The organism is Specibacter sp. AOP5-B1-6, from assembly GCF_052376555.1.
Lineage (GTDB): Bacteria > Actinomycetota > Actinomycetes > Actinomycetales > Micrococcaceae > Specibacter.
On the sequence record NZ_JBQSVT010000010.1, the window covers coordinates 16,994 to 40,000 of the forward strand.

Annotated in this window: 21 protein-coding genes; 10 read left to right on the top strand and 11 right to left on the bottom strand. The window is 64.2% G+C overall.

Annotation, left to right across the window (positions count from 1 at the left end):
* Positions 1–36: 36 nt before the first annotated feature.
* Together ACT3TS_RS06820 and ACT3TS_RS06825 are read right to left on the bottom strand one after the other, a co-directional pair.
* Positions 37–1,884 (bottom strand): glycoside hydrolase family 15 protein, encoded by a 1,848-nt coding sequence (locus tag ACT3TS_RS06820; RefSeq protein ID WP_444530748.1) that lies wholly within the window; start codon positions 1,882–1,884, stop codon positions 37–39.
* 32 nt (positions 1,885–1,916) lie between these two features.
* Positions 1,917–2,786 carry a glycerophosphodiester phosphodiesterase gene (locus tag ACT3TS_RS06825; RefSeq protein ID WP_444530749.1) on the bottom strand — a complete coding sequence of 290 codons (870 nt, stop codon included), beginning with the start codon at positions 2,784–2,786 and terminating at the stop codon, positions 1,917–1,919.
* 22 nt (positions 2,787–2,808) lie between these two features.
* On the opposite strand from ACT3TS_RS06825, the gene ACT3TS_RS06830 reads away from it, so the two are divergent.
* Positions 2,809–4,098 carry a DUF445 domain-containing protein gene (locus ACT3TS_RS06830; protein ID WP_444530750.1) on the top strand — a complete coding sequence of 430 codons (1,290 nt, stop codon included), beginning with the start codon at positions 2,809–2,811 and terminating at the stop codon, positions 4,096–4,098.
* A 17-nt stretch (positions 4,099–4,115) separates the two neighbouring features.
* On the opposite strand, the gene ACT3TS_RS06835 is transcribed toward ACT3TS_RS06830, so the two are convergent.
* The 5 genes from ACT3TS_RS06835 to ACT3TS_RS06855 all read right to left on the bottom strand — a co-directional run bounded on the left by ACT3TS_RS06835 (position 4,116) and on the right by ACT3TS_RS06855 (position 7,565).
* Positions 4,116–4,349 carry a hypothetical protein gene (locus tag ACT3TS_RS06835; protein ID WP_444530751.1) on the bottom strand — a complete coding sequence of 78 codons (234 nt, stop codon included), beginning with the start codon at positions 4,347–4,349 and terminating at the stop codon, positions 4,116–4,118.
* Positions 4,350–4,953: 604 nt separating this feature from the next.
* Positions 4,954–5,880, bottom strand: coding sequence for a hypothetical protein (locus ACT3TS_RS06840; RefSeq protein ID WP_444530752.1), 927 nt, complete (start codon positions 5,878–5,880; stop codon positions 4,954–4,956).
* A gap of 195 nt (positions 5,881–6,075) precedes the next feature.
* Positions 6,076–6,525: a DUF2871 domain-containing protein gene (locus tag ACT3TS_RS06845; protein ID WP_444530753.1), complete on the bottom strand. Its 450-nt coding sequence runs from the start codon at positions 6,523–6,525 to the stop codon at positions 6,076–6,078.
* 154 nt (positions 6,526–6,679) lie between these two features.
* Positions 6,680–6,913: a hypothetical protein gene (locus tag ACT3TS_RS06850; RefSeq protein ID WP_444530754.1), complete on the bottom strand. Its 234-nt coding sequence runs from the start codon at positions 6,911–6,913 to the stop codon at positions 6,680–6,682.
* Positions 6,914–6,923: 10 nt separating this feature from the next.
* Positions 6,924–7,565, bottom strand: a complete 642-nt coding sequence (locus tag ACT3TS_RS06855; RefSeq protein WP_444530755.1) for an alpha/beta hydrolase — start codon at positions 7,563–7,565, stop codon at positions 6,924–6,926.
* A gap of 151 nt (positions 7,566–7,716) precedes the next feature.
* Here ACT3TS_RS06855 and ACT3TS_RS06860 point away from each other — a divergent pair, with 151 nt between their 5' ends.
* The 7 genes from ACT3TS_RS06860 to ACT3TS_RS06890 all read left to right on the top strand — a co-directional run bounded on the left by ACT3TS_RS06860 (position 7,717) and on the right by ACT3TS_RS06890 (position 17,907).
* The gene (locus tag ACT3TS_RS06860) at positions 7,717–9,843 is read left to right on the top strand and encodes a PhoX family protein (protein WP_444530756.1); all 2,127 of its coding nucleotides are present in this window, start codon (positions 7,717–7,719) and stop codon (positions 9,841–9,843) included.
* Between the two features lie 319 nt (positions 9,844–10,162).
* On the top strand, positions 10,163–10,951 hold the full coding sequence (locus ACT3TS_RS06865; protein WP_444530757.1) for a DeoR/GlpR family DNA-binding transcription regulator: 789 nt from the start codon (positions 10,163–10,165) through the stop codon (positions 10,949–10,951).
* Positions 10,948–11,910: a 1-phosphofructokinase family hexose kinase gene (locus ACT3TS_RS06870; protein ID WP_444530758.1), complete on the top strand. Its 963-nt coding sequence runs from the start codon at positions 10,948–10,950 to the stop codon at positions 11,908–11,910. Before ACT3TS_RS06865 ends, ACT3TS_RS06870 begins: the two co-directional genes overlap by 4 nt.
* 1 nt (position 11,911) lies before the next feature.
* Entirely contained in the window at positions 11,912–14,032 is a 2,121-nt protein-coding gene (locus ACT3TS_RS06875) for a PTS fructose transporter subunit IIABC (protein ID WP_444530759.1), read from the top strand.
* Between the two features lie 30 nt (positions 14,033–14,062).
* Positions 14,063–15,781, top strand: a complete 1,719-nt coding sequence (locus tag ACT3TS_RS06880) for a phosphoenolpyruvate--protein phosphotransferase (RefSeq protein ID WP_444530760.1) — start codon at positions 14,063–14,065, stop codon at positions 15,779–15,781.
* Positions 15,782–15,845: 64 nt separating this feature from the next.
* A complete protein-coding gene (locus ACT3TS_RS06885) occupies positions 15,846–16,121 on the top strand; it encodes an HPr family phosphocarrier protein (RefSeq protein WP_444530761.1) in 276 nt (91 codons plus the stop codon).
* 181 nt (positions 16,122–16,302) lie between these two features.
* Positions 16,303–17,907 (top strand): MFS transporter, encoded by a 1,605-nt coding sequence (locus ACT3TS_RS06890; RefSeq protein WP_444530762.1) that lies wholly within the window; start codon positions 16,303–16,305, stop codon positions 17,905–17,907.
* 44 nt (positions 17,908–17,951) lie between these two features.
* On the opposite strand, the gene ACT3TS_RS06895 is transcribed toward ACT3TS_RS06890, so the two are convergent.
* The 3 genes from ACT3TS_RS06895 to ACT3TS_RS06905 are packed head-to-tail and all read right to left on the bottom strand — an operon-like array spanning position 17,952 to position 19,937.
* Positions 17,952–18,713 carry an SDR family NAD(P)-dependent oxidoreductase gene (locus ACT3TS_RS06895; protein ID WP_444530763.1) on the bottom strand — a complete coding sequence of 254 codons (762 nt, stop codon included), beginning with the start codon at positions 18,711–18,713 and terminating at the stop codon, positions 17,952–17,954.
* Positions 18,714–19,049: a GNAT family N-acetyltransferase gene (locus tag ACT3TS_RS06900; protein ID WP_444530764.1), complete on the bottom strand. Its 336-nt coding sequence runs from the start codon at positions 19,047–19,049 to the stop codon at positions 18,714–18,716.
* Between the two features lie 54 nt (positions 19,050–19,103).
* Entirely contained in the window at positions 19,104–19,937 is an 834-nt protein-coding gene (locus ACT3TS_RS06905) for a hydroxymethylpyrimidine/phosphomethylpyrimidine kinase (protein ID WP_444530765.1), read from the bottom strand.
* A gap of 973 nt (positions 19,938–20,910) precedes the next feature.
* Here ACT3TS_RS06905 and ACT3TS_RS06910 point away from each other — a divergent pair.
* Positions 20,911–21,045: a hypothetical protein gene (locus tag ACT3TS_RS06910; protein WP_444530766.1), complete on the top strand. Its 135-nt coding sequence runs from the start codon at positions 20,911–20,913 to the stop codon at positions 21,043–21,045.
* Between the two features lie 12 nt (positions 21,046–21,057).
* Positions 21,058–21,750: an NAD(P)H-dependent oxidoreductase gene (locus tag ACT3TS_RS06915; RefSeq protein WP_444530767.1), complete on the top strand. Its 693-nt coding sequence runs from the start codon at positions 21,058–21,060 to the stop codon at positions 21,748–21,750.
* 75 nt (positions 21,751–21,825) lie between these two features.
* Here ACT3TS_RS06915 and ACT3TS_RS06920 read toward each other — a convergent pair whose 3' ends face one another.
* Complete coding sequence (locus ACT3TS_RS06920; RefSeq protein ID WP_444530768.1) at positions 21,826–22,593, bottom strand: helix-turn-helix domain-containing protein; 768 nt, start codon at positions 22,591–22,593, stop codon at positions 21,826–21,828.
* Positions 22,594–23,007 lie beyond the last annotated feature (414 nt).

Consider the following 23,007-nt stretch of genomic DNA (forward strand, 5'->3'; position numbering starts at 1 on the left):
CCTCCACGCCAGAAATTCCCGGGGCAGGAGCACCTGTCAGCTCTGGAGAATGGCGATGGGCATGGTGTTGGTGTCGATGGGCTCGTCGGACAGGCTGAGGTTTTCGGTCCCGTGCAGTGCGTCGGCGGCACGGACCAGGGCCAGATGGGAGAAGGCCTGCGGGAAGTTTCCCGCCATCCTGCCCTGAACCATGTCGTACTCCTCGCTGAGCAATCCGACGTCGTTGGCAAGCCCCACCAAGGTGTCCATGAGGGCGAAAGCGTCGGCCCGCCGACCCGTGTGTGCATACTGTTCCACGAGCCAGAACGAGCAGGCAAGGAAAGGGTGCTCCCCCGGAGCCAGCCCGTCCAGGCCGGTCGCCGTCTGGTAGCGCAGAATCAGCCCGTGCTCATCGACCAGTTCCTTTTCCAACGCGGCCACCGTGCCCAACATTTCGGGGGAACCGTACGGCACAAACCCCACCTGCGGGATGACAAGCAGCGAAGCATCGGTGGCCGTCCCACCATACGTCTGCGTGAAAGTGTTCAGTTCCTTGTTGAAGCCATGTTCCATGATTTCAGCGTGCAGCTGTTCCCGGATTTCTTCCCACCGTTCCACCGGTCCGGCCAATCCGTGGTTGCGCACCGCCCGGACGGCACAGTCGAAGGCCGCCCACATCATGACGCGGGAATGGGTGAAGTGCAGCAGGTCCCCGCGCATTTCCCAGATGCCGTGGTCCTTCGCCGCCAAATGCTTTTCAATGAACCCGAGCATGGCCTGTTGCAGCGGCCAGGAGAAGTGGTCTTCATGGCCGCCTGCAAGCCGCAGCTTCTCAAGTGCCACCAAAACTTCACCCACGACGTCGGCCTGGTATTGGCCCACCGCCCCATTGCCGATGCGCACCGGCAGTGCCCCCTCGTAGCCGGGCAGGTGGGTCAGCTCGGCCTCGGCCAGGTCCCGCTCACCTGACAGCCCGTACATGATCTGCAGGTCCTCGGGATCCCCGGCCACCGCCCGCAACAGCCAGTCGCGCCATTTCAAGGCTTCATCGGCATACCCGTGGGTGAGCATTGCCTCAAGTGTCAGGGCCGCGTCCCGCAACCAGCAGAACCTGTAATCCCAGTTCCGTGCGCCACCAAAATCCTCCGGCAGGGACGTGGTCGGGGCGGCCACAATGCCGCCGGTGTCTTCATGCGTCAGCGCCCGCAGCACCAGCAAGGAACGCTCCACCAGGTCCGCATACTTGCCGTCCTGGTTGTACCGCGCGGCCCAGGCTTCCCAGTAGGCGCACGTTTGCTCCAACGCCAGTTCAATGTCGATGGCGGTGGGAACCGGCCGGTGCGAGGGATACCAGGTCAGTTCCTGTTCCACCCGCTCCCCGGCCCGGACGGTAAAGGAGCCGCTGTGCTGACGTCCGACGGCGTGGGGCAGCTTGTCCCCGCGCAGCACCAGTGCGTCCGGTCCGGCAACGGCAACGATGGCCTCGGTGCCGTCGGTCTCCGTCACCCGCCGAACCCACGGCAGCACCTTGCCGTACCCCGGGCGGACCGTGATCACCTGGCCAAATTCAATGCTGCCGCCCAGCCCCTCAATGCGGCGCACAATGGAGGCCCGGCGGTCTCCCACGGGCATGAAGTCGGTGATGCGCGCGGATCCCTCGGGCGTTTCCCACAGCGTCTCGAGCACAAAGGAACTGCCACGATATGAACGGTGCGAAACAGCCGCCTCCGCGTGCGTGGGGGCCATCAACCAACGTCCATGGTCCGCCGTGCCCAGCAAGGCGGTGAAAACCGCGGGTGAATCAAAGCGCGGAAAACACAGCCAGTCGATGCTTCCATCCCGGCCGATCAGGGCGCCTGTGTGCAGATCTGAAAGGAGTGCATAATCTTCAATTCGCGATGCCATGGTTCAATGCAACCACATGGTGCCACGAGCCGCTACACGGCCCGCTCAGCGGCAAGGAATGATTGGATCTCCCGGGGCTTGTTGGTCGTTACCTGCGCCACCCCGGCGGCCAGGCACGTCTGCAGTTCAGCTGCCGTGTCCACGGTCCAAACTCGCAGGGCCCGGCCGCTGCCAACCCATGTCGCGACCTTTTCAGGGTTCGCCCGAAGATACTCGACGCCGGGACCGGCGAGTCCGGCCACGCCGTCGTCCAGCAGCTGCTCACCCTCAGCCATGGCGCGGCGCATCAGGAACGCAACCGTGTAGCCGGCAATCGGGCCCACTTCCAGTGTCTCCCGCACGCCCTCAACGTCAACGTCCTCCAAAAGCTGGCAGAGCTGGTCGGCAGGCACCCGCTCCGCCAAATATTTCACCGCGTCGGGGTGGAAGCTCATGAAGGACACCAGGGCGTTGCCGGCGGTGGGGTTCTCCGCGGACCAGCCATGGCTGCGCAGCGTTTTAAGTGTGGCCTCAATCAGCGCCTCGTTGAAAACGGCGCCATATTTGAATTCAATGGCCAAGCCGACTGGCCTGCCCGCCGTGTCAAGAATCTCCAGCAATTCCGGAAGCGTCAGCAATTGTGTGGCGGTGGTGCCGTAGCCGCTCGGGATCGCCGAACCGTGCCAGGAACTGAAATCCAGTCGGCGCAGTTCGGCAAGCGTCAGCTCCTTCACCGCCCCGGTGCCGTTGGAGGTCCTGTCCACGTCGTCGTCGTGCAGGAGCACAAGTTCACCATCCGCCGTGAGGTGGAGGTCGCACTCGACGCCGTCGGCGCCGTCGGCAAGTGCCTGCAAATAAGCGGCGCGGGTGTGTTCGGCAAACGCCTCGCTTGACCCGCGGTGGGCGTAGATCTGAACGGTCATGGCACCACGCTACGCTTACTTCATGGCGCAGACACAACAGCTTGGCCCGAGCGGCACCCCACCAGTACCGCACCCCGACAGTGAAAAGGCCGCGGCCCTGCGGCGCATGAAGAACATTGCGCTGGGGCTGCTGCTGTTCATGGCCGTCGTTTTCTGCTTCGCCTTTGCCCTCGAACACCAATTCCCCTGGCTGTCCTATGTCCGGGCGGCTGCCGAGGGTGGCATGGTCGGTGCCCTCGCCGACTGGTTTGCCGTCACGGCCCTGTTCAAGCACCCCATGGGGATCAAGATTCCGCACACGGCCATCATCCCCAACCGCAAGGATGAGATCGGCGCGTCCCTGGCGGAGTTTGTGGAAACCAATTTCCTCTCCGAAACGGTTGTCGCCCAGAAGCTGGCCACCACGAAAATTGCGCAAAAAGTCGGAACTTGGCTGGCCAAGCCGGCAAGCGCTGAACGCGTCGCAACCGAGGGTGCCGCCGCCTTGCGGGGTGCGATGGCTGTCCTCAAGGACGACGACGTCAAGGACGTCATCGAGTCAATGGTCCGCAAGCATGTGCTGGAGCCGCCGTGGGGTCCGCCCATCGGAAAACTCGCCGAGCGGATCTTCGCCGAGGGACACCATCACGCCCTGGTGGATCTGCTGGTTGACCGCTCGACAACCTGGATCCGCGCCAACCACACAACCATCAGCGGCTTGGTCTCGGACCGGTCCCCCAGCTGGGTGCCGCAATTCGTTGACGGCCTGGTGGGCGACAAGATCTACAACGAGATTTACAAGTTTGCCCGCGCGGTGCAGGATGACCCACACCACGAGGTCCGCCTCCAGCTGGACAGCTACCTGAAGGACCTCGCGCAGGAACTCCAGCATGATCCGGCCATGATCGCGAAGGCCGAAGCCATCAAGGCGCAGGTCCTGGGCGATCCGGAGGTCCGCGAATTGGCGGGGCGCACCTGGGAAACCATCAAGTCGGCACTCACGGAGGCCGCTGAGGATCCCAACTCCGAGCTGCGGCTGAAATTCACGGCAGCCGTGCAGGAGTTCGGCACCCGCCTTGTTGAGGACACCGAGCTGGCAGCCAAAGCCAACAAGTGGATTTCAGATGCCGCCGCCTACCTCGTGGGCACGTACAAGCACGAGATCACGTCCTTGATCACCGAAACGGTCGAACACTGGGATGCCGAAGAAACAAGCCAGAAGATCGAGCTTCAGGTGGGCAAGGATCTGCAGTTTATTCGCATCAACGGCACGGTGGTTGGTTCGCTCGCCGGCGTGGTGATCTTCACGGTCGCGACACTCGTGTTCGGATAATGCCAGCCCTGGCAGTTTCAGCCCGGGGAGTTGTCCACGCTCTGCCGAATTTTTAAGCCAAGCTGCATGAATTCGCGTTCGGACGCGGGCAGTGGGCGCAGCGTGGGCGTGGTGGGGCTCAAGACCCCGGCACGCAGTTTGTCCATCTTTTGTTGGACCTCCTGGACCATGGCCAGATCCGTGCCGGGATCGTCCACCAGGATGAGGATCTCCGCGCGCTTGGGCAGATACGCCAGCGTCCGCCCCGGCATGGCTGAAGTTCAAGACTGGCCAGAACCGATCGTGAGGCAGTCCCACCCCCGTGTGCCGCATCGTGAAGCCCGCGCAAAAAATGCTCCGGCGTTGACAGCCCCGTCACCACATCGGTACAGGAAAACGGTTGGCAGAAAACACCCTCCTGCACCCACGACACCGCCAACTCCTGCAGGGCCTCCGTGTCGGGGACAAGGGAGGCAACGTCAAGGAACACCCGGAAATCCATCATGGTTTCGGCCAAGCCAACGCCTTGGGCCGAGCGGGCACTGCCCAGGGCCCCGGCCAGCCGCGACAGTGTCGGCGGGGCCTCAACGGCGCCGGCGACGTCACGAATTTCCGGAATCAACCAGTCGCGGGCCACTTTTCAGCCGCGGTCCATGCTGGCCGCACGCCAGCGCTCAAGTAACATGCTCCGGCCCATCGGCAGGCTCCAGCCGTTTCAACACTCATACCTATACAGAGTGCCTGACCCTCTAATCCAAGACCTTCAACAGCACCTTCAGCTGATATCCCTCCCCAGAGCCCAGGGCAGGGAAAACAGCAGCCCCGCACGGTAACGTGCAGGGCTGCTGTTGTGGGACCAGCGTTCAGGGCTGATGCTTAGGGCTGCTTTTTGGATTCGTCCCGCCTGCGGCCGCGCGGAGGCTTGGGCCCCTTCACGGCCTTGGGCGGCTTCACAGCTTTGGCCTGCTTCACAGCTTTCGGGGGCTTGGCTGTTGCTTCCAGCTCGGCCTGCAGCTCCTGCGGAATCATCATGGGTGCGGGGCCAAAAGCCCGGTTGGCCGATGTGATGACTGCCTTGCCCATCATGTAGTTGCCTACGCCGCCCACGGCTGCGCCGATGCCAAACGGCAGCGCCTTGCCCACCACCGAGGCGCTGCCCTTGACGGCCATCTTCTTCAGAAACATTTTTTGCATGGGGGCCAGCAGCCCCTTGACGGTGGTCAGCGGGAGGCTCTTGCTGACGGTCTTGCCCCACGCCTGCATGGGAGTCTTCCCTGTCCCCAGCGCGTGTCCTGTCAAGCCAGCCAACATGGCCTGGCCCTCCTCACCCAAAATGATCGCCATGACTGTCAGTTGCGCGCTTTCGGGGTCCTGCAGCCGGACGCCGTGCAGTTCTGCGATGGACTGGGCGTACAGTGCCGTCGCTTCCAGGAACACCACCGTGGCGGCCGCGGAAATGGACAGTGCCGCCACGGTGCCCACACCAGGGATGATGGCAGTGGCGCCAATGGCGGCCCCGCCGCCGCTCACACCGTTGAGGAAGTCCCGCTCCAATCGCTGGCTCAGCTCGAAGGCAGTCGCGTGCGGGTGGCGCTTGCGCAGCCGCCGCAGGTTCGCCAGCACCAGCGGACGCTGGACCTCGACGGCCTTGAGCAGCAAATTGTGAACCGCGGGCGTTGGCTTGCCTTGTTTGTCGAAGGCCGCCCCTGCCGCCATTTCCACGGCAGGGTTGGCCCTGCCTGCCGACTTCGCGAAGCCGGGTGCGGGCGTCGTCCCCACGTGGTTGAGATCTTTGCGTGCCATCACTTCTCCTCCGCTGTCTGTGCCTCAAGGGTAACTGCCAGCCCTGACAGGAGCCTGCCTTTCACTGTAGGAGAACACAGCAGGTGAACACAGCGGGAGAACACTGCGGTAGTACACAGCGGCGAATGGGGCCCGCGTCGACGGTGGCCGAACCACCGTGCCAACGCCGGCCCCATTCCCAGCACCGCTGGGAGGTCAGCCTGCGAGCGCTGCTGAAGTCTCGGCGTCGTGCTTCACTGCGGGGCCAAAGAGGCGGGTGCGCAGGGCGAGGAAAAGGAAGACCATGCCGGCGCTCAACAGAATGTGGCCCAGGCCGGCGATGCCGGGAATGGCGGCGGAAACGTCGGTGGTGCCGTTGACCTGCATCATCCCGTGGACAACCATGATGGCTGCCGTGAGGACCAGGCCGGCGTTGTAGGTCCAGAAGAACCATTTGAACAGCCGTGATTTGCTCAGCGTGAACAGTTTTTCCAGGACCAGCACGATCAACAGGACCACGAAGCCCAGGGTGAGCAGGTGTGTGTGGACCACTGAGAGCTGGGTGAATCCGGTGAAATCCTTGCCCTTGGTGAACTCGCGGTAAAACAAGCCGGACAGGACGCCGATGACCATGTAGCCGAATGCTGAATAAAAGAGCTTCTTCATGAGGTTTCCTTTGCTGCAGGGCCCCGGTGCGGGCCTTTGCTTCCAGCCTAGGATGGGCCAGGGCCCGGGCCATCAACCGTTTGGTTGACTTCGGGACGCCGTGCGGTTGGGCGGGGGCCGTCAAGGGCAGCGCGGTGCTGTTGGGCGGGGGCCGTCAACGGCCGGACGAAGTGTTGCGCGGGTGATTTTTGGCCGTGCGCTCGTTGCCGTACCGGTAGTTTCCGGTGAGCCGGGCCATCAGGGCCTGGGGATCGGTATTTTCGGCGTCCGCCAGGAAATTTCGCGCCGTTTCACCGCGCAGTGTCGCGGCGCTGTGGCCGTGGTGGGTGATGTACACCTCGCCATTGCGCGCCGTGGTGAATTCAAATCCGCCAGCTTTGTTTCCCATGCGGCACAGCCTACCCCCGGGGCACGAAGGATCCCGGCACGTGACCGGTCAGAAACGACGACACGTCAGCCAGCTCGTCGGCGCGGGTATTGTGCCTCATGCCGTCGTAGCGTGCCTCGCTAAGTTCGGTGTTGGCGGCAAGCCACTCCGCCGTGAACGCGGTGGCATCCGGGTTGATGACAAGGTCGGCGGGGTCGCGGGCCCAGTAAAACGGGACCCGGTGCGTCAGTGGTTCCATGGCTGCGAGCAGTTCGTTGTGCAGTGCAAAGCCTGACAGGCCGACGGCGGCAGTGAACGCCTGGGGACGGAGCCGCAGCAGTGTGGTCCCCATGGCCATGCCCTGTGAGTAGCCCAGCACCGACACCGAGCTGAATTTGTAGTCCGCCATGACCGTGTCAAGCCAGCTCAGGACGGTGGTGGCCGCCCCCACGACCTCCGCGAAGTCGTTGGCCAGGAAGTAGTCAAGGAGAAACCATCCGTAGTCGCCCGAGATGTTCTTGGGCGCCCTCGGAGCTGCACAGGTGAACCCCTTGGGCAGGTCCTTAAAGAGCGCCGCCATGCGGCTTTCATCCGATCCATAGCCGTGCAGCAGCAACAACAACGGGGTGCCCGCGCGTTCGTCCGCCGGCCGGGACCACACAACGGTATCCATGGGGCAAGACTACCCACGGGCAGGCCTGCGTGCCGGGCACCGAACCGCACGGTTGGTGCGGAGTTAACCTGCAGTTCAACCATTCCACGCCTTTTCGTCGCCCCGGACTGCGACTGTGGTGCCCAACGCACCCATCGATGGAAGGTTTTCCATGAACGATCTGAAGAAACTCCTGCCCATGCTCGGCCACACCCGCGGAAAGCGCAGCGCCGTCACCTGCAGCCTCAAATGCGACAACGCGTGCTCCAAAGCCGTGTGCAACACCTCCACCAACAGCTACTTCCGCGACATCGCCTCGACGGAATTTTCCCGCCGCTCGGCGCTGGGCATCGGCCTGGCCGGCGCCCTGAGCGCCGCCGTCATGGTGCAGGGCAACAACGGCAAGGGCAATCAGGGCAGGGGCAACAACGGACACAACGGCGCTGGCAACAACGGCCAGGGCAGCAAGTTTGGCTTTGCCCCGATTCAGCCCGTGGACGCAGCCGTGGACACCTTCAACGTGCCGGAAGGCTTCAGCTGGTCCCCCATCATCCGCTGGGGCGATCCAATTTTCGCCGACGCCCCCGATTTTGACTTCGCGCGGCAGGGCGCTGCCGCGCAGGCCGGCCAGTTCGGCTACAACAACGACTACACGGAAATCCTGCGCCAGCCCAACGGCAAGAAGGGCCTGTTGATCTGCAACCACGAATACGTCAACCCGCAGATCATGTTCCCGGCCGCCGCGGCCTCAGCCGCCGAGGAGGCAGAGCGCCGCAATATCTTCCGCAACGCCGTCGGCATGACCGTGGTGGAGCTGGAACGCCAGAAGAAGGGGCAGCCGTGGAGCTACATCCGTGGCGGCGGGCTGAACCGCCGCATCACCGCTGACACGGAATTTGAACTGACAGGTCCGCTGGCCGGCACGGACTTTGTCAAGACTGCCGCGGATCCCACCGGCACCATCGTCCTTGGCACGTTGGGCAACTGTTCCGGCGGCACCACGCCGTGGGGAACCATTCTCTCCGGCGAGGAAAACTTCAACGGTTTCTTCCGCACCAACGGCACCAGCGCCGAGGACCTCCGCTACGGCCTCGGCGACAGCGCCACCGGCATGGGCTGGGAACTGGACGACCCGCGTTTTGACGCCCGCGGCGAGGACTACCGCAACGAACCCAACCGCTTCGGCTACATCGTCGAGATTGACCCGGAAGATCCGCACTCCACCCCGAAAAAACACACCAGCCTTGGCCGCTTCAAGCACGAGGGCGCCAACGTCATCATCGCCACCAACGGCAAGGTGGTTGCCTACTCCGGTGACGACGAGCGCTTTGACTACCTGTACAAGTTTGTTTCCAGGAACAAATACAAGAAGAACAACAAGGCCCACAACATGACCCTCCTGACCGAGGGCGACCTCTACGTCGCACAGTTCACCGGCAACTCGGCCACGGAGATCGACGGTTCCGGAACGGTCCCCTCCGACGGCGCGTTTGACGGTTCCGGAAGCTGGCTGCCGCTCGTCCGCAACGGCAAGAGCGCCATTGCCGGCATGAGCGTCCAGGAGGTGCTTGTCCACACCCGTCTGGCCGCCGACAAGGCCGGCGCCACCAAGATGGACCGCTGCGAGGACGTGGAGCCCAACCTGCAGACGGGCAAGGTTTACGTGGCCTGCACCAACAACACCAAGCGCGGACTGCCAGGACAGGCTGTTGCCGACGAGACCAACCCCCGCACCGAGAACCGTGACGGCCACGTCGTGGAGATCACCGAGGACCACGACGATTCAACCGCCACCACCTTCAACTGGAACCTGCTGATGCTCTGCGGAGACCCGGCCAAGAATACGGAAACGTATTTCAGCGGCTTCCCGACGGAGAACGTCAGCCCCATCTCCTGCCCCGACAACCTGGCCTTCGACAGCCAGGGCAACCTGTGGATCTCCACTGACGGGGCGCCGTCGGTCATTGGCTACAACGACGGCCTGTTCAAGGTTGGTCTGGAAGGCGCCAACCGCGGCAATGTCCAGCAGTTCGCCTCCATGCCGCGCAACGCCGAGACCTGCGGGCCTGTCGTCCACGACGACGAATCCCTCGTTTATGTGGCCGTGCAGCACCCGGGCGAGGACGGGTCGTACACGCAACTCAATTCGCTCTTCCCGGACTACGTGGCTGAAGGTTCGACGCCGGCACCCGGCCAGGTGCGCGCGCCGCGGCCGTCCATCGTCCAGATCTTCCCGGAGGGCGCAGGCAAGGGCGCAGGCAAGGGCCCGGGCAAGGGAAACAACGGCAAAAACAACTAGACAGCAGCCATCGGCCGGCAGTCGCGCGAACCAGCGCCGCTCCCGGCCGACGGCCGAGAACGGCATGTCCGCGGCCCGCGGCGACGGTGGCACCATTCCACCCTCGCCGCGGGTTTTCGCGTTGACGTCGACCTGCGGCCCCTCCCGCAGCCACGCAATGGCGCGCAGCGGCGCGCTGTGTCCGACGCTCACCCCAGCCCGTGATTCTTTGTTTATGTGGGAATTGGATTGACAAACAAAGATAAACGCAGATAGAGTCGTGTTATTCAAGATCTTGTGACACCCGTCACGCACCAGGGACGCTGCGGAAGGAACCGGCATGTTTGCGGAGGAACGGCACCAAAGGATCGCCGAACTCGTCGCCGCCCAGGGACGGGTGGGTGTCAATGAATTGGCCGAACTGTTCTCCATCACCCAGGAGACGGTCCGCCGAGACCTCGCGGCACTGGAAATCTCCGGGCAGCTGCGCCGGGTCCACGGCGGCGCCGTCGGCCCCGAAGGACTCACCCGCTCCGAACTGAGCCTCACGGAACGCCAGAGCCAGCGGCTGGACGAGAAGCAGCGCATAGCCACGGCCGCCTTGGCACTCGTGCCCAACGCCCCGACCGCCTCGATCCTGCTGGACTCCGGCACCACCACTGCCGCACTGGCCGAACGCCTTGCCGGCTGGGCACCCGCCAACGCCGGCGATGAACTGCTTGTCATTACCAACTCGCTCCCCACCGCCGCATCGTTGAGCACCAACAAGCACCTGCTGCTGGACATAGTCGGCGGGCGCGTCAGGGGTTTGACCAGCGCCGTCGTGGGTGCCCGCGCCACCGAGCAGCTCAGTGCGCTCCGCCCCGACATCGCCTTCATTGGCACCAACGGCATCCACGCCGACTTTGGCTTGAGCACTCCCGACCCCGTGGAGGCGGCAACCAAGACCGCCATGGTCCGGGCGGCCAGGCAGGTCGTGGTGGTGGCCGACGCCTCCAAACTCGGCGCCGAAACACTCGTCCGCTTTGCAACCCTTGAGGAGATCGACACCTTGATCACCACCGCCGAACCATCCACCGAACTTGCGGCAGCACTGTCCGCTGCGGGTGTGGAAATCGTGATCGCATGATCCTCACACTGACGCCCAACCCGAGCCTGGACCGGACCATCGAACTCGCGGCAGCCTTGGAACGCGGCGAGGTCCAGCGTGCCACCGCAGCTTCCCAGCACCCGGGCGGCAAGGGCGTGAACATTGTCCGCGCCCTGTCCGCCTCAGGAATCCACTCCCTCGCACTGCTGCCCGGCGACGCGGATGACGCCGTCGTCCGGGCCCTGTCCGCGGAGCAGATCCCGCACCTGACCCTCCCGATCGGGGCGGCCCTGCGCAGCAATGTGGCCATCACCGAACCCGACGGCACCACCACCAAGGTCAACGAACCGGGCCCGGTGCTCTCGGCCGTGCAGCTCGCGGCCTTGCTGGAGCTGACGGTTGAAAAGTCCGACGGCGCATCCTGGCTGGTCCTGGCCGGCTCGCTGCCGCCCGGAGTCCCCGACGATTTTTACGCCGTCGTGATCGATGCCGTCCGTGCCGCCTACGGCACGGACGCCCCTAAAATTGCTGTTGATTCTTCCGGTGCGCCGCTGCGTGAATGCCTGCGCTCGGCACCGGACCTGCTCAAACCCAACGGCGAAGAACTTGCCGAACTGACAGGGATCTCGCACGGAGCAGCCATCGAGGCAGACCCCTCCCTGGCGGCGAGTGCATCAATGTCCCTCGTCCGGAGGGGCGTTGGCACCGTCCTGGCCACGCTTGGTTCCAAGGGTGCCGTCCTGGTGACGGGAAGCGGCAGCTGGCACGGGCGCGGCCCTGCCATTGAAGCTAAAAGCACAGTCGGTGCGGGCGATTCCGCCCTGTCCGGATATCTGTTGGGAACACTCCGCGGGGATGCCCCCGAAGTGTGCCTGCAGCAAGCAGTGGCCCATGGGGCGGCCGCAGCTTCCCTCCCCGGAACCATGGTTCCGTCCCTCGCACAAACCACCCCCGCCGCCGTCACCGTGACGGCTCTGGCCTCAGTCGAAGAGATCTGACATGACCACCCTCATCACCACCGATCTGGTGCTCCTGGATGCCAATCTTGGCACGGACACCACCTCCGTCATCCGCAATCTGGCCGAACTCATTGCAAAAACCGGCCGAGCCTCCGAAGTTGCCGGCTTGTTCGCCGACGCCCTGGCCCGCGAACAAAAAACCGCCACCGGCGTTCCCGGCGGCATCGCCATCCCGCACTGCCGCTCCGAGGCAGTGCTGGAACCAACACTGGCCATGGCCCGGCTGAACCCTGCTGTCGACTTCGGCGCCAAGGACGGCCCGGCCGACATCGTCTTCTTCATCGCCGCCCCCGCAGGCGCCGACAACGCCCACCTGAAGCTGCTCTCCAAGCTGGCCCGCTCCCTCATCAAGAAGGACTTCACGGCAGCCCTGCGCGCAGCAGCAACCCCGGCCGACATCGTCGCCCTCGTGGACGACGCGCTTGCCGACAAGCCAAAGCCGGCCACGGCAACAGCCGCTCCCGGCTCCACCGGCGATGGGGGTCCCGCCCGCTCCGCGGTGCCCGACCACACCCGGCCCCCCATCGCCGGTTCCGCGGGAAGCGGCGCAGCCTCCGCTTCGGTTGAGCCGCCCCGCCCGAAGCGGATCGTTGCCGTAACGGCGTGCCCCACGGGGATCGCCCACACCTACATGGCCGCCGATTCACTTGTCGCCGCGGCACAGGAGGCCGGTGTTGACCTGCAGGTTGAGACGCAGGGTTCCGGCGCCGTGACACCGCTGGATCCGGCAGTCATTGCCGCCGCGGATGCAGTCATTTTTGCCGTCGACGTTGACGTTCGCGGCAAGGAACGCTTTGCCGGCAAGCCCCTCGTCAGCTCGCCTGTGAAGCGCGGCATTGACGAACCGGCCAAGATGGTCCAGGAAGCTGTTGCCGCCTCCGACAACCCGAACGCCCACCGGGTGCCGCACTTTGGCGCGGAGGAAGCCGCCGACCGGAAGTCCGAATCCTCCAGTGAAAGCCTGGGCGCCAAGATCAAGAAGGTGCTGCTGACCGGTGTCAGCTACATGATCCCGTTCGTGGCCGGTGGTGGCCTGCTGATCGCACTCGGGTTCCTGCTCGGCGGTTTCCAGATCCCCGACTTCGCGGACAAGATCCTGACAACCAACAGCCTGGCCAACCTGCCCACGGACTTCCCGTCACAGGCATTGGGTCCGCTCGGCGCCTACCTGGGTGCCGTGGCGTTCACCATCGGCAACCTGTCCATGAGCTTCCTGGTGCCTGCGCTGGCAGGCTACATTGCGTTCGGCATCGCCGACCGGCCAGGCATCGCCCCCGGCTTCACGGCCGGCGCGATTGCCGTGTTCATGGGCGCCGGCTTCCTGGGCGGCCTGGTGGGCGGCATCCTGGCCGGCCTCGCCGCCTACTGGATTGGCAGCTGGAAGGTGCCCCGCTGGTTGCGCGGCCTCATGCCCGTCGTGATCATTCCGCTGCTGGGGTCCATCATCGCCTCCGGTGCCATGCTCCTGTTCCTGGGTGCACCCATCGCCGCGCTCTCCGACGGCTTGAACAGCTGGCTGACGGGCATGACCGGAACCTCCGCCGTCGTGCTTGGCATCATCCTTGGCCTCATGATGTGTTTTGACCTGGGCGGCCCCGTCAACAAGGTGGCCTACGCATTCGCCGTTGCCGGGCTCGGTGCGGGCAGCATTGCCAGCCAGGCGCCGTGGGAAATCATGGCAACCGTCATGGCCGCGGGCATGGTCCCGCCGCTGGCGATGGCGCTGGCCACCGTGCTCGACAAGAAGCGCTTCTCCCTGGCCGAGCGTGAGAACGGCAAGGCTGCCTGGCTCCTCGGCGCCTCGTTCATCACCGAAGGTGCCATCCCGTTCGCGGCCGCCGATCCTCTGCGCGTCATCCCCGCCTCCATGTTGGGCGGGGCACTGACCGGCGCCTTGACCATGGCCTTCCACGTAACCTCGCAGGCTCCGCATGGAGGAATCTTCGTGTTCTTCGCCATCGGCAACGTCGTCATGTTCGTAGTTTCCATCCTGGCGGGCACCATCGTGGCCGGTTTCGCAGTGGTTGCGCTGAAACGCTGGGCCGTTCGCAAGCCCGTTGATACCCTTGCAACAGCGCAGCCCGCACACCAGGACGCCTAGGTTCTGACCATGATTTTCGAAGGAGCACCCGTGCAAAACTTTGTTGGAGTCGGCGTCTTCCGGGGCCGTGTCATTGGCCCGGTCCGGCACATGCCGGCAGCGTTGGCCGAACCTCCCGTTGGCGAAAAGTTGGAAAGTTCGACGACGCCCGAAGCCGCCGCTGCAACCATCAAGGACGCCGGGGCAACAGTCAAGGCCCAGCTGCTCGAGCGTGCCGCACGTGCGGAGGGCGCCGGCAAGGAGGTCTTGGAGGCGACTGCCCTGATGGCCACCGACCCGATGCTGATCAAGGCCGCCATCAAGCTCGTCAAGACCGGCACATCCACCGAACGGGCCATCTGGGAGGCGGGCGAATCTGTGGCGGAGACACTGATAAAGCTTGGCGGCATGATGGCCGAGCGGTCCCATGACGTCCTTGACGTAAAGTCCCGCATCATTGCCGTGTTGCGCGGCGTTCCCGCACCGGAAATCCCCGACTCGGCAGAACCGTTCATCCTGGTGGCGGAGGACCTGGCCCCGGCCGACACGGCCACGCTGGACCCCGAAAAGGTCATTGCCCTGGTCACCGCCGGCGGCGGCCCCCAGTCCCACACGGCCATCATTGCCCGGGCACTGGGCCTGCCGGCCGTCGTGGCTGCTGCGGGCGTGTCCGGGTTGGTGGACGGCGGGCAGGTATTCGTTGACGGCTCCTCCGGCGTGGTCAGCACCGAGCCCGGCGAATCGGAACAAGAAGCGGTGGCCCTGTGGCAGAAACAAGCCTCACTGCTGAGCGTCTTCGACGGCAGCGGACAGCTTGCCGACGGCACGCTGCTGCCCCTTCTGGCAAACGTTGGCGGAGCCAAGGACGCGCTCGAGGCGGCCGCGGCCAACGCCCAGGGCGTCGGCCTGCTGCGCACCGAATTCTGCTTCCTCGGCAACACCACCGAGCCGAGCCACGACGACCAGGTTGCTGCCTACAAGGGCGTCTTTGACGCGTTTCCCGGGCAGAAGGTTGTTGTCCGGACCCTGGATGCCGGGGCGGACAAGCCATTGCCCTTCCTGACGGATGCCACCGAACCAAACCCGGCCCTGGGCGTCCGCGGCTACCGCACCGACACCACCACCCCGGGAGTGCTTGCCCGCCAGCTCGCGGCCATTGCCGACGCCGCCGCGCAATCCCAGACGGTGGTGTGGGTCATGGCCCCCATGATCTCCACGCCCGCCGAAGCCGCCGACTTCGCAGCCATGTGCCAGGCGGTTGACCTGCACACACCGGGCGTCATGGTGGAGGTCCCCTCCGCAGCACTCACCGCCCGGCACCTGCTGGACCACGTGGAATTTGCCAGCCTGGGCACCAACGACCTCACGCAATACACCATGGCGGCCGACAGGCAGCTGGGCCCGCTGGCGACACTGAACGACCCGTGGCAGCCGGCCGTCCTGGCCTTGATCCAGGCAACTGTTGAAGGCGCCATTGCCCAGGCCAGGCATTCAGGCTCACTGGCCGTGGAGGACTCACAGCCCAAGCCGGTGGGCGTGTGCGGAGAGTCTGCAGCGGACCCCGCCCTCGCCGTCGTGCTCGCAGGCCTGGGCGTGACGTCGCTGTCGATGACGCCCCGGGCGCTTCCGGCCGTCAGCGCCGTCCTGCGCACCGTCACCCTGCCCCAGGCGCGCCAGCTGGCCTACAGGGCGGTTGCCGCGTCGTCGGCCGCCGAAGCCCGCGAGCTTGTCCGTGCCGGGCTGCCCGCCCTGGCCGAACTGGGCCTCTAAAAACCTCCCGGCCGCACCGGCCAACGAACACATCACAACAACCACACAACTTTAGGAGCACCCCATGATTGAACGCACCGCCATCATTGCCAGCACCGTTGGACTGCACGCCCGCCCCGCCTCGATCTTTGCCGAAGCCGCCGGCGAACTGGATGCGGAAGTGACAATTGCCCGCGTCGGCGAGCCCATCGAAGAGGCAGTGGATGCCGACAGCATGCTTGCCCTGATGAGCCTCGGCGTGGAGCACGGCGAGGCCGTCGTGCTGCGCACCGAAGATGACTCGGCAGCCGACGCGCTGGAGGCTCTCGCGGGCATCCTGGAAACCAACCACGACGCCTGATTCACCCCCTGCCGCAGAACCCCGTGTCGCGCCCATTTTCGGGCGTGATGGCGGGGTTTTTTGCTGCTTGACAGAGTGCCCTCCGAAGGTACAAAATGTCCCATCTGCTAGAATTTCAGGTCTGCCCGTAGCGATGCAGCAGTAAGTCGCAAGCAAATGACCTCCTTAAGGGGATGAACAAATGCCCAAAGACCGAAGCATGACTCAACCGGATTCAGGTGTTAAGGACACCGGAGACCGACAGGCCGCCCGGCTCAAGAAACCCCGCATGCCCAAACTCAAGAAGCGCCGCCTGGGCGTCGACGACGTAAATGTTGTCAATGGGCCGATGCTCAAAAAGGCCCTCGGCGGCACCGTAGTCGGAAACACCATGGAATGGTACGACGTCGGTGTCTTCGGATACTTGATCGGCACCATGGGCCCGGTGTTCCTGCCGGAAGCCGACCCGGACGTCCGGACACTATTTTTACTCGGCACCTTCGCAGCCACCTTCCTGGCCCGCCCACTCGGCGGCGTTGTCTTTGGTTGGATGGGCGACAAAATTGGGCGGCAGAAGGTGCTCGCCATAACGCTGATCGTCATGGCCGCCTCGACGTTCGCCGTCGGCCTGCTGCCCGGATACACCCAAATAGGCATCTGGGCCGCCGTGCTGCTTGTGGTGGTCAAGCTCATTCAAGGCTTCTCCACCGGCGGTGAATACGCTGGTGCCACCACGTTCGTCAGCGAATATGCCCCAGACAAGCGGCGCGGCTACTTTGCCAGCATCCTGGACCTAGGCAGCTACATGGGCTTCGCCATCGGCGCCGCCCTGGTCTCCATCCTCCAGCTGACCCTTGGCCAGGACGCCATGGAACAGTGGGGCTGGCGCCTGCCGTTCCTGGTTGCGGGTCCCCTGGGTCTCATTGCAGTGTACTTCCGCATGAAGATCGAAGAGTCCCCCCAGTTCCAGGCGACCTTGGACGCCAACGAGGAGAAGTCCAAGTCCGCTGCCGCCGGTGACGAGGACACTTCAAACGGCCCCGTCCACCTGGTCAAGGTGTACTGGCGCCAAGTCCTGCTCGCCATGATCCTTGTGGCAGCAGCCAACACCGCGGGTTACGCACTCACGTCCTACATGCCAACATATTTGACCGATTCCATGGGCTACGACGAGATTCACGGAACGATACTCACCATCCCCATCCTGGTCGCGATGGCCGTGTGCATACCGCTGGCCGGACGTCTCTCCGACAGGATCGGCCGCCGTCCCGTGCTGTGGGTTGGCGCGATCAGCACAGTGGTGCTGGCCACCCCTGCCTTCATGCTCATTGCCGTGGGTCCCGTTTGGACCACACTGCTCGGGCTGGCGTTGATCGCCTTCCCCGTCACGTTCTACGTGTCAAACCTGGCCTCGGCGCTGCCGGCATTGTTCCCGACATCCAGCCGCTACGGCGGCATGGGCATCTCGTACAACTTTGCCGTGGCGATCTTTGGCGGCACCGCCCCCTTCGTCATGAAGGGCCTGATCACCCTCACCGGCAATCAGATGATGCCCGCCTACTATCTGATGCTGACGTCCACGATTGGCGCAATCGGCATCTACTTCCTGCGTGAATCTGCCCGGAAGCCCCTCCCGGGCTCCATGCCGAGCGTGGCCACCGAGGAAGAAGCGCGGGAACTGGTGGCCCAACAGGATGCCAACCCGCTGCTGGACATGGACTACCTGCCCTTCGACGAGACCTATGAACCGGCGACCCCGGGCACAGGCATCCCGATCACGGTGGGCCGGCCCGACAACGGCGACTAGTTCCCGGCAATCGGCCGCCCGCCTTCGCGATGGCGCAGGTGCTGTCAGCGGCCGCGGTTGCCTGCCGACGCCGCGAGCCTGTCCGGGACAAGCCGGGCCAGCCCCATGAGCGTTGCATAGCGCCGCGACGGGATGGAGACCGCCTTGCCTGCCGCGTTGTCAGCCAGCCCCTCGCGCACGACTTGGTCGGCGTTGAGCCACATCCAGGATTTCACCCGGCCCATGTTGGCGCCCATGCGTTCGTGGAACTCGGTGTGCACAAATCCCGGACACACGGCCGTCACCTGCACACCCTTGGGTCCGTACCGCAGGTTGGCGAAACGGCTGAAGCTTGTCAGCCACGCCTTGGCTGCGCCGTAGCTGCCCCGGGGAATGAACGCCGAAACGCTTGAAATGTTGACGATCCGTCCGGTGCCGCGTGCCAGCATTCCGGGCAGCACGGCATGCATGAGTTCCATGGGGGTTTGGGCCAGGATGCGCAGGTGCGCCGCCTCGTCCGCCGCCGTGTTCTTTTCAAAGGCGCTGACCAGGCTGAAACCGGCGTTGTTGACCAACACGGAAACCGGCCGCGCAGGGTCCGCCAGCCTGGCACTGACGGAAGCAACGCCGTCGTCCGTTATCAAGTCCGCCGGCAGCACCTCAACCCGCACACCAAAGTCTGTCCGCAGCCGTACGGCCTTGGCCTCCAGCCGGGCGGTGTCCCTGGCCACCAGCACCAGGTCGTGCTGGGACCGGCCCAGCTGCTGGGCAAACTCGGCCCCCAGACCGGACGTGGCTCCCGTGATGAGCGCTGTGGGGCGTTCCATCTAGGCCTCCTCGGGGACGTCGGTGTACTGCGTGTACAGTTCCGGATGCTTTTCAATGAACCGTGCGACATACGGGCAGTGCGGGATGATCCGCTTGCCCGATGCCACCACGTCGTCGAGCGCATAGCGGGCAAGCACTTTGGCCAGGCCGCGGCCGTCGAAGCCAGGCTGGGCAATCGTGTGGAGGAGGTCGGTGTGCCCCGGCAGTTCCTTGAACGTGATGACAACGGCCAGTTCGTCGGCCGCGAAAAGTTCGTACCGGTGCCGGGCATCGTTGCGGGTCATCCGCACTGTGGCGTCGAAGGGGTCGGAAGCTTGGGCTGCATTCACACTCATAAAGTGAGCTTGGCACACTGAGCAGGTGCTGGCAACAGCCTTCCAGCCATGCCCCTATGCGCCGGCGCCGCCCTGCCACAAAGCTGTGAACGGCGCTCCGGATGTGACCCGGTTCTTGATGCCCGTGGTGACAAATGCCTTCGCCGTGCGGGCGGCCTCCAACGGCGTCGCCCCCTTGGCAAGCTCGGCCGTCACGGCGGCGGCCAGCGAGCAACCTGCGCCGGAGACAGCCACCTCGCCAACCTTGGGTGCACTGAGGACCTCAAGGGTTTCCCCATCAAAGAAGACGTCGACGGCGTCTGCCCCTTCCAGCCGCACCCCGCCCTTGGCGAGGACTGCGGCACCACTGATCTCGTGGATTTTGCGGGCGGCCGCCTTCAGGTCCTCAACATTGTTGATGGCCATCCCGGAGAGCGACTCGGCCTCAAAGTGGTTGGGCGTGACGAACGTGGCCAGCGGCAGGAGCTGAGCCTTCAACGCCTGGTCGGTGTCCAAGGCGTGGCCGGGCTCCTGGCCCTTGCAGATCAAGACCGGGTCAAGCACGACATTCTTGAAGGCGGCGGCCTTGAGCGCGGTTTCCACCGTGCTGATCGTGGCGGGGCTGCCCATCATGCCGAGCTTGACCGTGTCCAACGTGGAGGGTGCGCCGGAGTTTTTGCCGTAGGCGGCCGTTGTGGCTTCCAGCTGGTCCGCAATGACCTGCTGGTCCACGGGGACAAAGCGGTGGTTCCAGTTGTCCTTGGGGTCAAAGGAGACGATGCAGGTCAGGTTCACAATGCCGAAGACGCCCAGCTCCTGGAACGTTTTGAGGTCGGCCTGGGCACCGGCACCGCCAGTCGCTTCGGATCCGGCGATGGTCAGGGCAAGTGCGGGGGCAATTGTTGTCATGGAACTATCTTGCCACCTTGGACGGACCTGCCAATGTTGCTGTTACTGCGGTGCGTTCAGCTCTGGGCGGACCTGCGCCCCAACCTCAGGATGTGCTGTGCTCTGCCGGCAGAGCGTCCGTGAGCCATCCACAGTCGGGCGCCCCAGTACTGGCACCGCGCACATTCTCAGATACCAACGAGGTGCGTGAGGGCGGCCCAGAGCGCTACTGTCGCCGCGGTCGTCCAGAGCACGATTGCCACGGCCTGCCAGAGCAACACCCAGGCCCGTGGAGTGCCACCGGCCACGAGGATCGCGGAGGTGAACTGCGTGGGGATGGCCAACGGACCGAGGAGGCTCGCTCCAGGTACGCCGAATCGCAGAACCCACCTTTCAACCGCTGGCGGCCCTTGGACTCAGGTTGGACGGGGACGTCGTCGAACGCGTCCCCGACTGCCCCCGTTGTGCCGACGCGCACTGATCGGCGATCCACCACGGCGGTACGCGCGCGTGAGGTGAGAGCGACGACCACAAGGACGCAGAGAAAGTTCCCTGCCGCGGCGGCGATGCCCGTGATGATCGGATTCAGTCCGCCGGCAATGCCAATCATCGACGCCCCTTCACCTTCAATGAACGGAATGGCTCCGGCGAGCATCACGACGAACGGTTGAACGACCTCGGGCACTTGGGCGACCAGCTCTTGGAAATTCCGGATGAGTTGCTCTAGAGGGGTCATGGTTGTCGTTCCTCTCTGGTTGGTACGTCAATTTCGTCGATGTTCCAACCAGTAGATACCGTGTCCCTGGAACACGGTCAACCCCGAAAAATCCGGCCGGTAAGTGCCTGCAGGGCATAGCGATCGGATCGTTCCCCATCCGGGTCTGGGTGCCCTTGGGTCTGCCTGCCGGTCATACTAAACCTTGTCCCTGGCACAGCGTCAACCCTCCCCCAGCGTCGCTCCTCCGATGAAAAATGATCGTGTTACTTTGGTCGTATGACGAGCACACGAGAGCGAATCATCAATGAGGCCGAACCGGTCTTTGGCCAGTTCGAGATCACCGCAGCTTGGACGGTAGCGACACTGTTCGTCGTCGAGCGCTCAACTCCTCCATTCCCTCAAGACCCGTAAACGGAGCCCAGCGTGCATATTCTGACCGTCTTCTCCCACCCTTTCCGCAATAGGTACCCCGCCGCAGTCATGGATTCCTTCCATGGTCCGCTCGAGCAGGCAGGACATACGATCGATGTGCTGGACCTGCACCGAGAGCGATTCGACCCGCGTTTCACCGCGGAGGACCACGACCACTTCTGGGGTGGTCCTGTCCCACCCGGGATCGAAGAGATGCATCGAAGGGTCGAACAGGCTGACAGGCTCGCGTTCGTCTTTCCCGTCTATTGGTGGTCGATGCCGGCACTGATGAAGGGGTGGATCGAGCGCGTGTTCACAACAGGCTGGGCGTACCAGTACGGCACAGGGGTCAAAGATCGCGGTAGGGCTGCAGTCGACGGGCTCTTGCCGCCGATACCGACAGTCCTCATCGGTATCGGCGGCTCCAAAGAGCACACCTACGAGAAGTACGGCTACGACGAGGCGATGCGCACACAGTTGGACGTGGGCATCTTCGCGTACTGCGGCATCGACGACGTCGAGAGTCATCTCATCTACGACGTGGAAGGCGACCACAACTCCGCCACGCGAGAGGCCGGGCTAGAGCGGGCGCGCACGATCGGACAGTCATTTGCCGCGCCGGACCCAACGGTGCGCCATGCAAAGGCCGAGCACCTGGAACGGCGCCGCGCACACGGCGATCAGATCCCCAAGAACGTCGCTTAGACGCGACGAACGGCTGGCCGCCTGATACGTACCATCGCATTGGGCCTTGGCACTGATTTGGGCCTGGTTACGTAGTCAGGCTGAACGCTCGACTGCATCACTCATTCGGTCATCATCTTGCATCTGCTCTTGTGCGAGCTGTCCGGCACGCGCAAGCACATCGAGCTGCGCAGGGTTGTACAGCGCCGGGAGTGCTTCGGCGAAAGTCAGCCGCGTCACGCGTTCGCTCTTTGAGAGGTGTTTGGCTGGGTTCGCCAACCAGGGGTAATCCACCAGGTGCTGAACAAGGGTCGGTGCGAGACGGGCTGCAAGCCGATGCCTCGTCACCTCGTCCGCGTCTGCCGGGAGTGTGTCGATCTCTTTCCCGACCTCCCCACCGTTTTCCTCCAGCTCCGTCATCCGCCGTAGATCAGTCATCGCCTCCTCGTCGTACAACTGATTCGCGATATGGAGGAGCGAGATGTCCGACTCCGACAGCCGGGACGCGACAGATACGAAGCCGGTGGGTGAGTCTGGCGGCGCGTCATGAAGCAGAATCGCCGCTATATCGTCGCGGGCCTGCCGCATTTGCCCGATGCGCGCCGCCAGTTCCGCACTCTGCTCCTGCAGTAGCGGCCGTGCGCTCTGTCCGCCCGCACTGACAACGGCGATCTTCGCCAACGGCACACCGAGTCCAGACAGTCGCAGGATCCGTAGCAGGCATACCAGCTCCTGAACGCCGTACTGCTTGTATCCGTTGTATTTCCGTTCCGGCTCGGCCATCAGGCCGACCCGTTCGAAATGTCGGATTGTGTTTACCGTCGTCCCTGCCAGTTCGGCAAGTTCACGCGTACTCCATGCCACGATTCATGCTCCTAACCGGGGAGTCCTATTGCCGTCGATACTCAGGCTAAGCATGATGGAGCCGAGCGTAGCTGCAAGGCTGCTGGAGTCCTCAAGCGGCATCCCCGTGCCGTCGGAATGCGGTCGAGGAGCTCTTTCCTGATCGGAATTCCGCAGGACGGACAGCCGACCCGCGGTAGCGGTTTTTGCCAGATATTCGAGCTGTCCCATATCTTTTCCTTCATTCGATGCGTTGGTGTCTTTAATTCTCATACGGATGGAGTGGCCTCGCGTCGGTACAAAGTACTGAGATGTGTGCTGGCCGCTGCCTGTACTGCGTAGCTGCTTCGCGTGGGCGAATGTCGAGACGACTTGTGTCTCGGTTCCGGCACCACTGCCGCGTGCATACGGAATACTGGTGTGGTGACCACATAG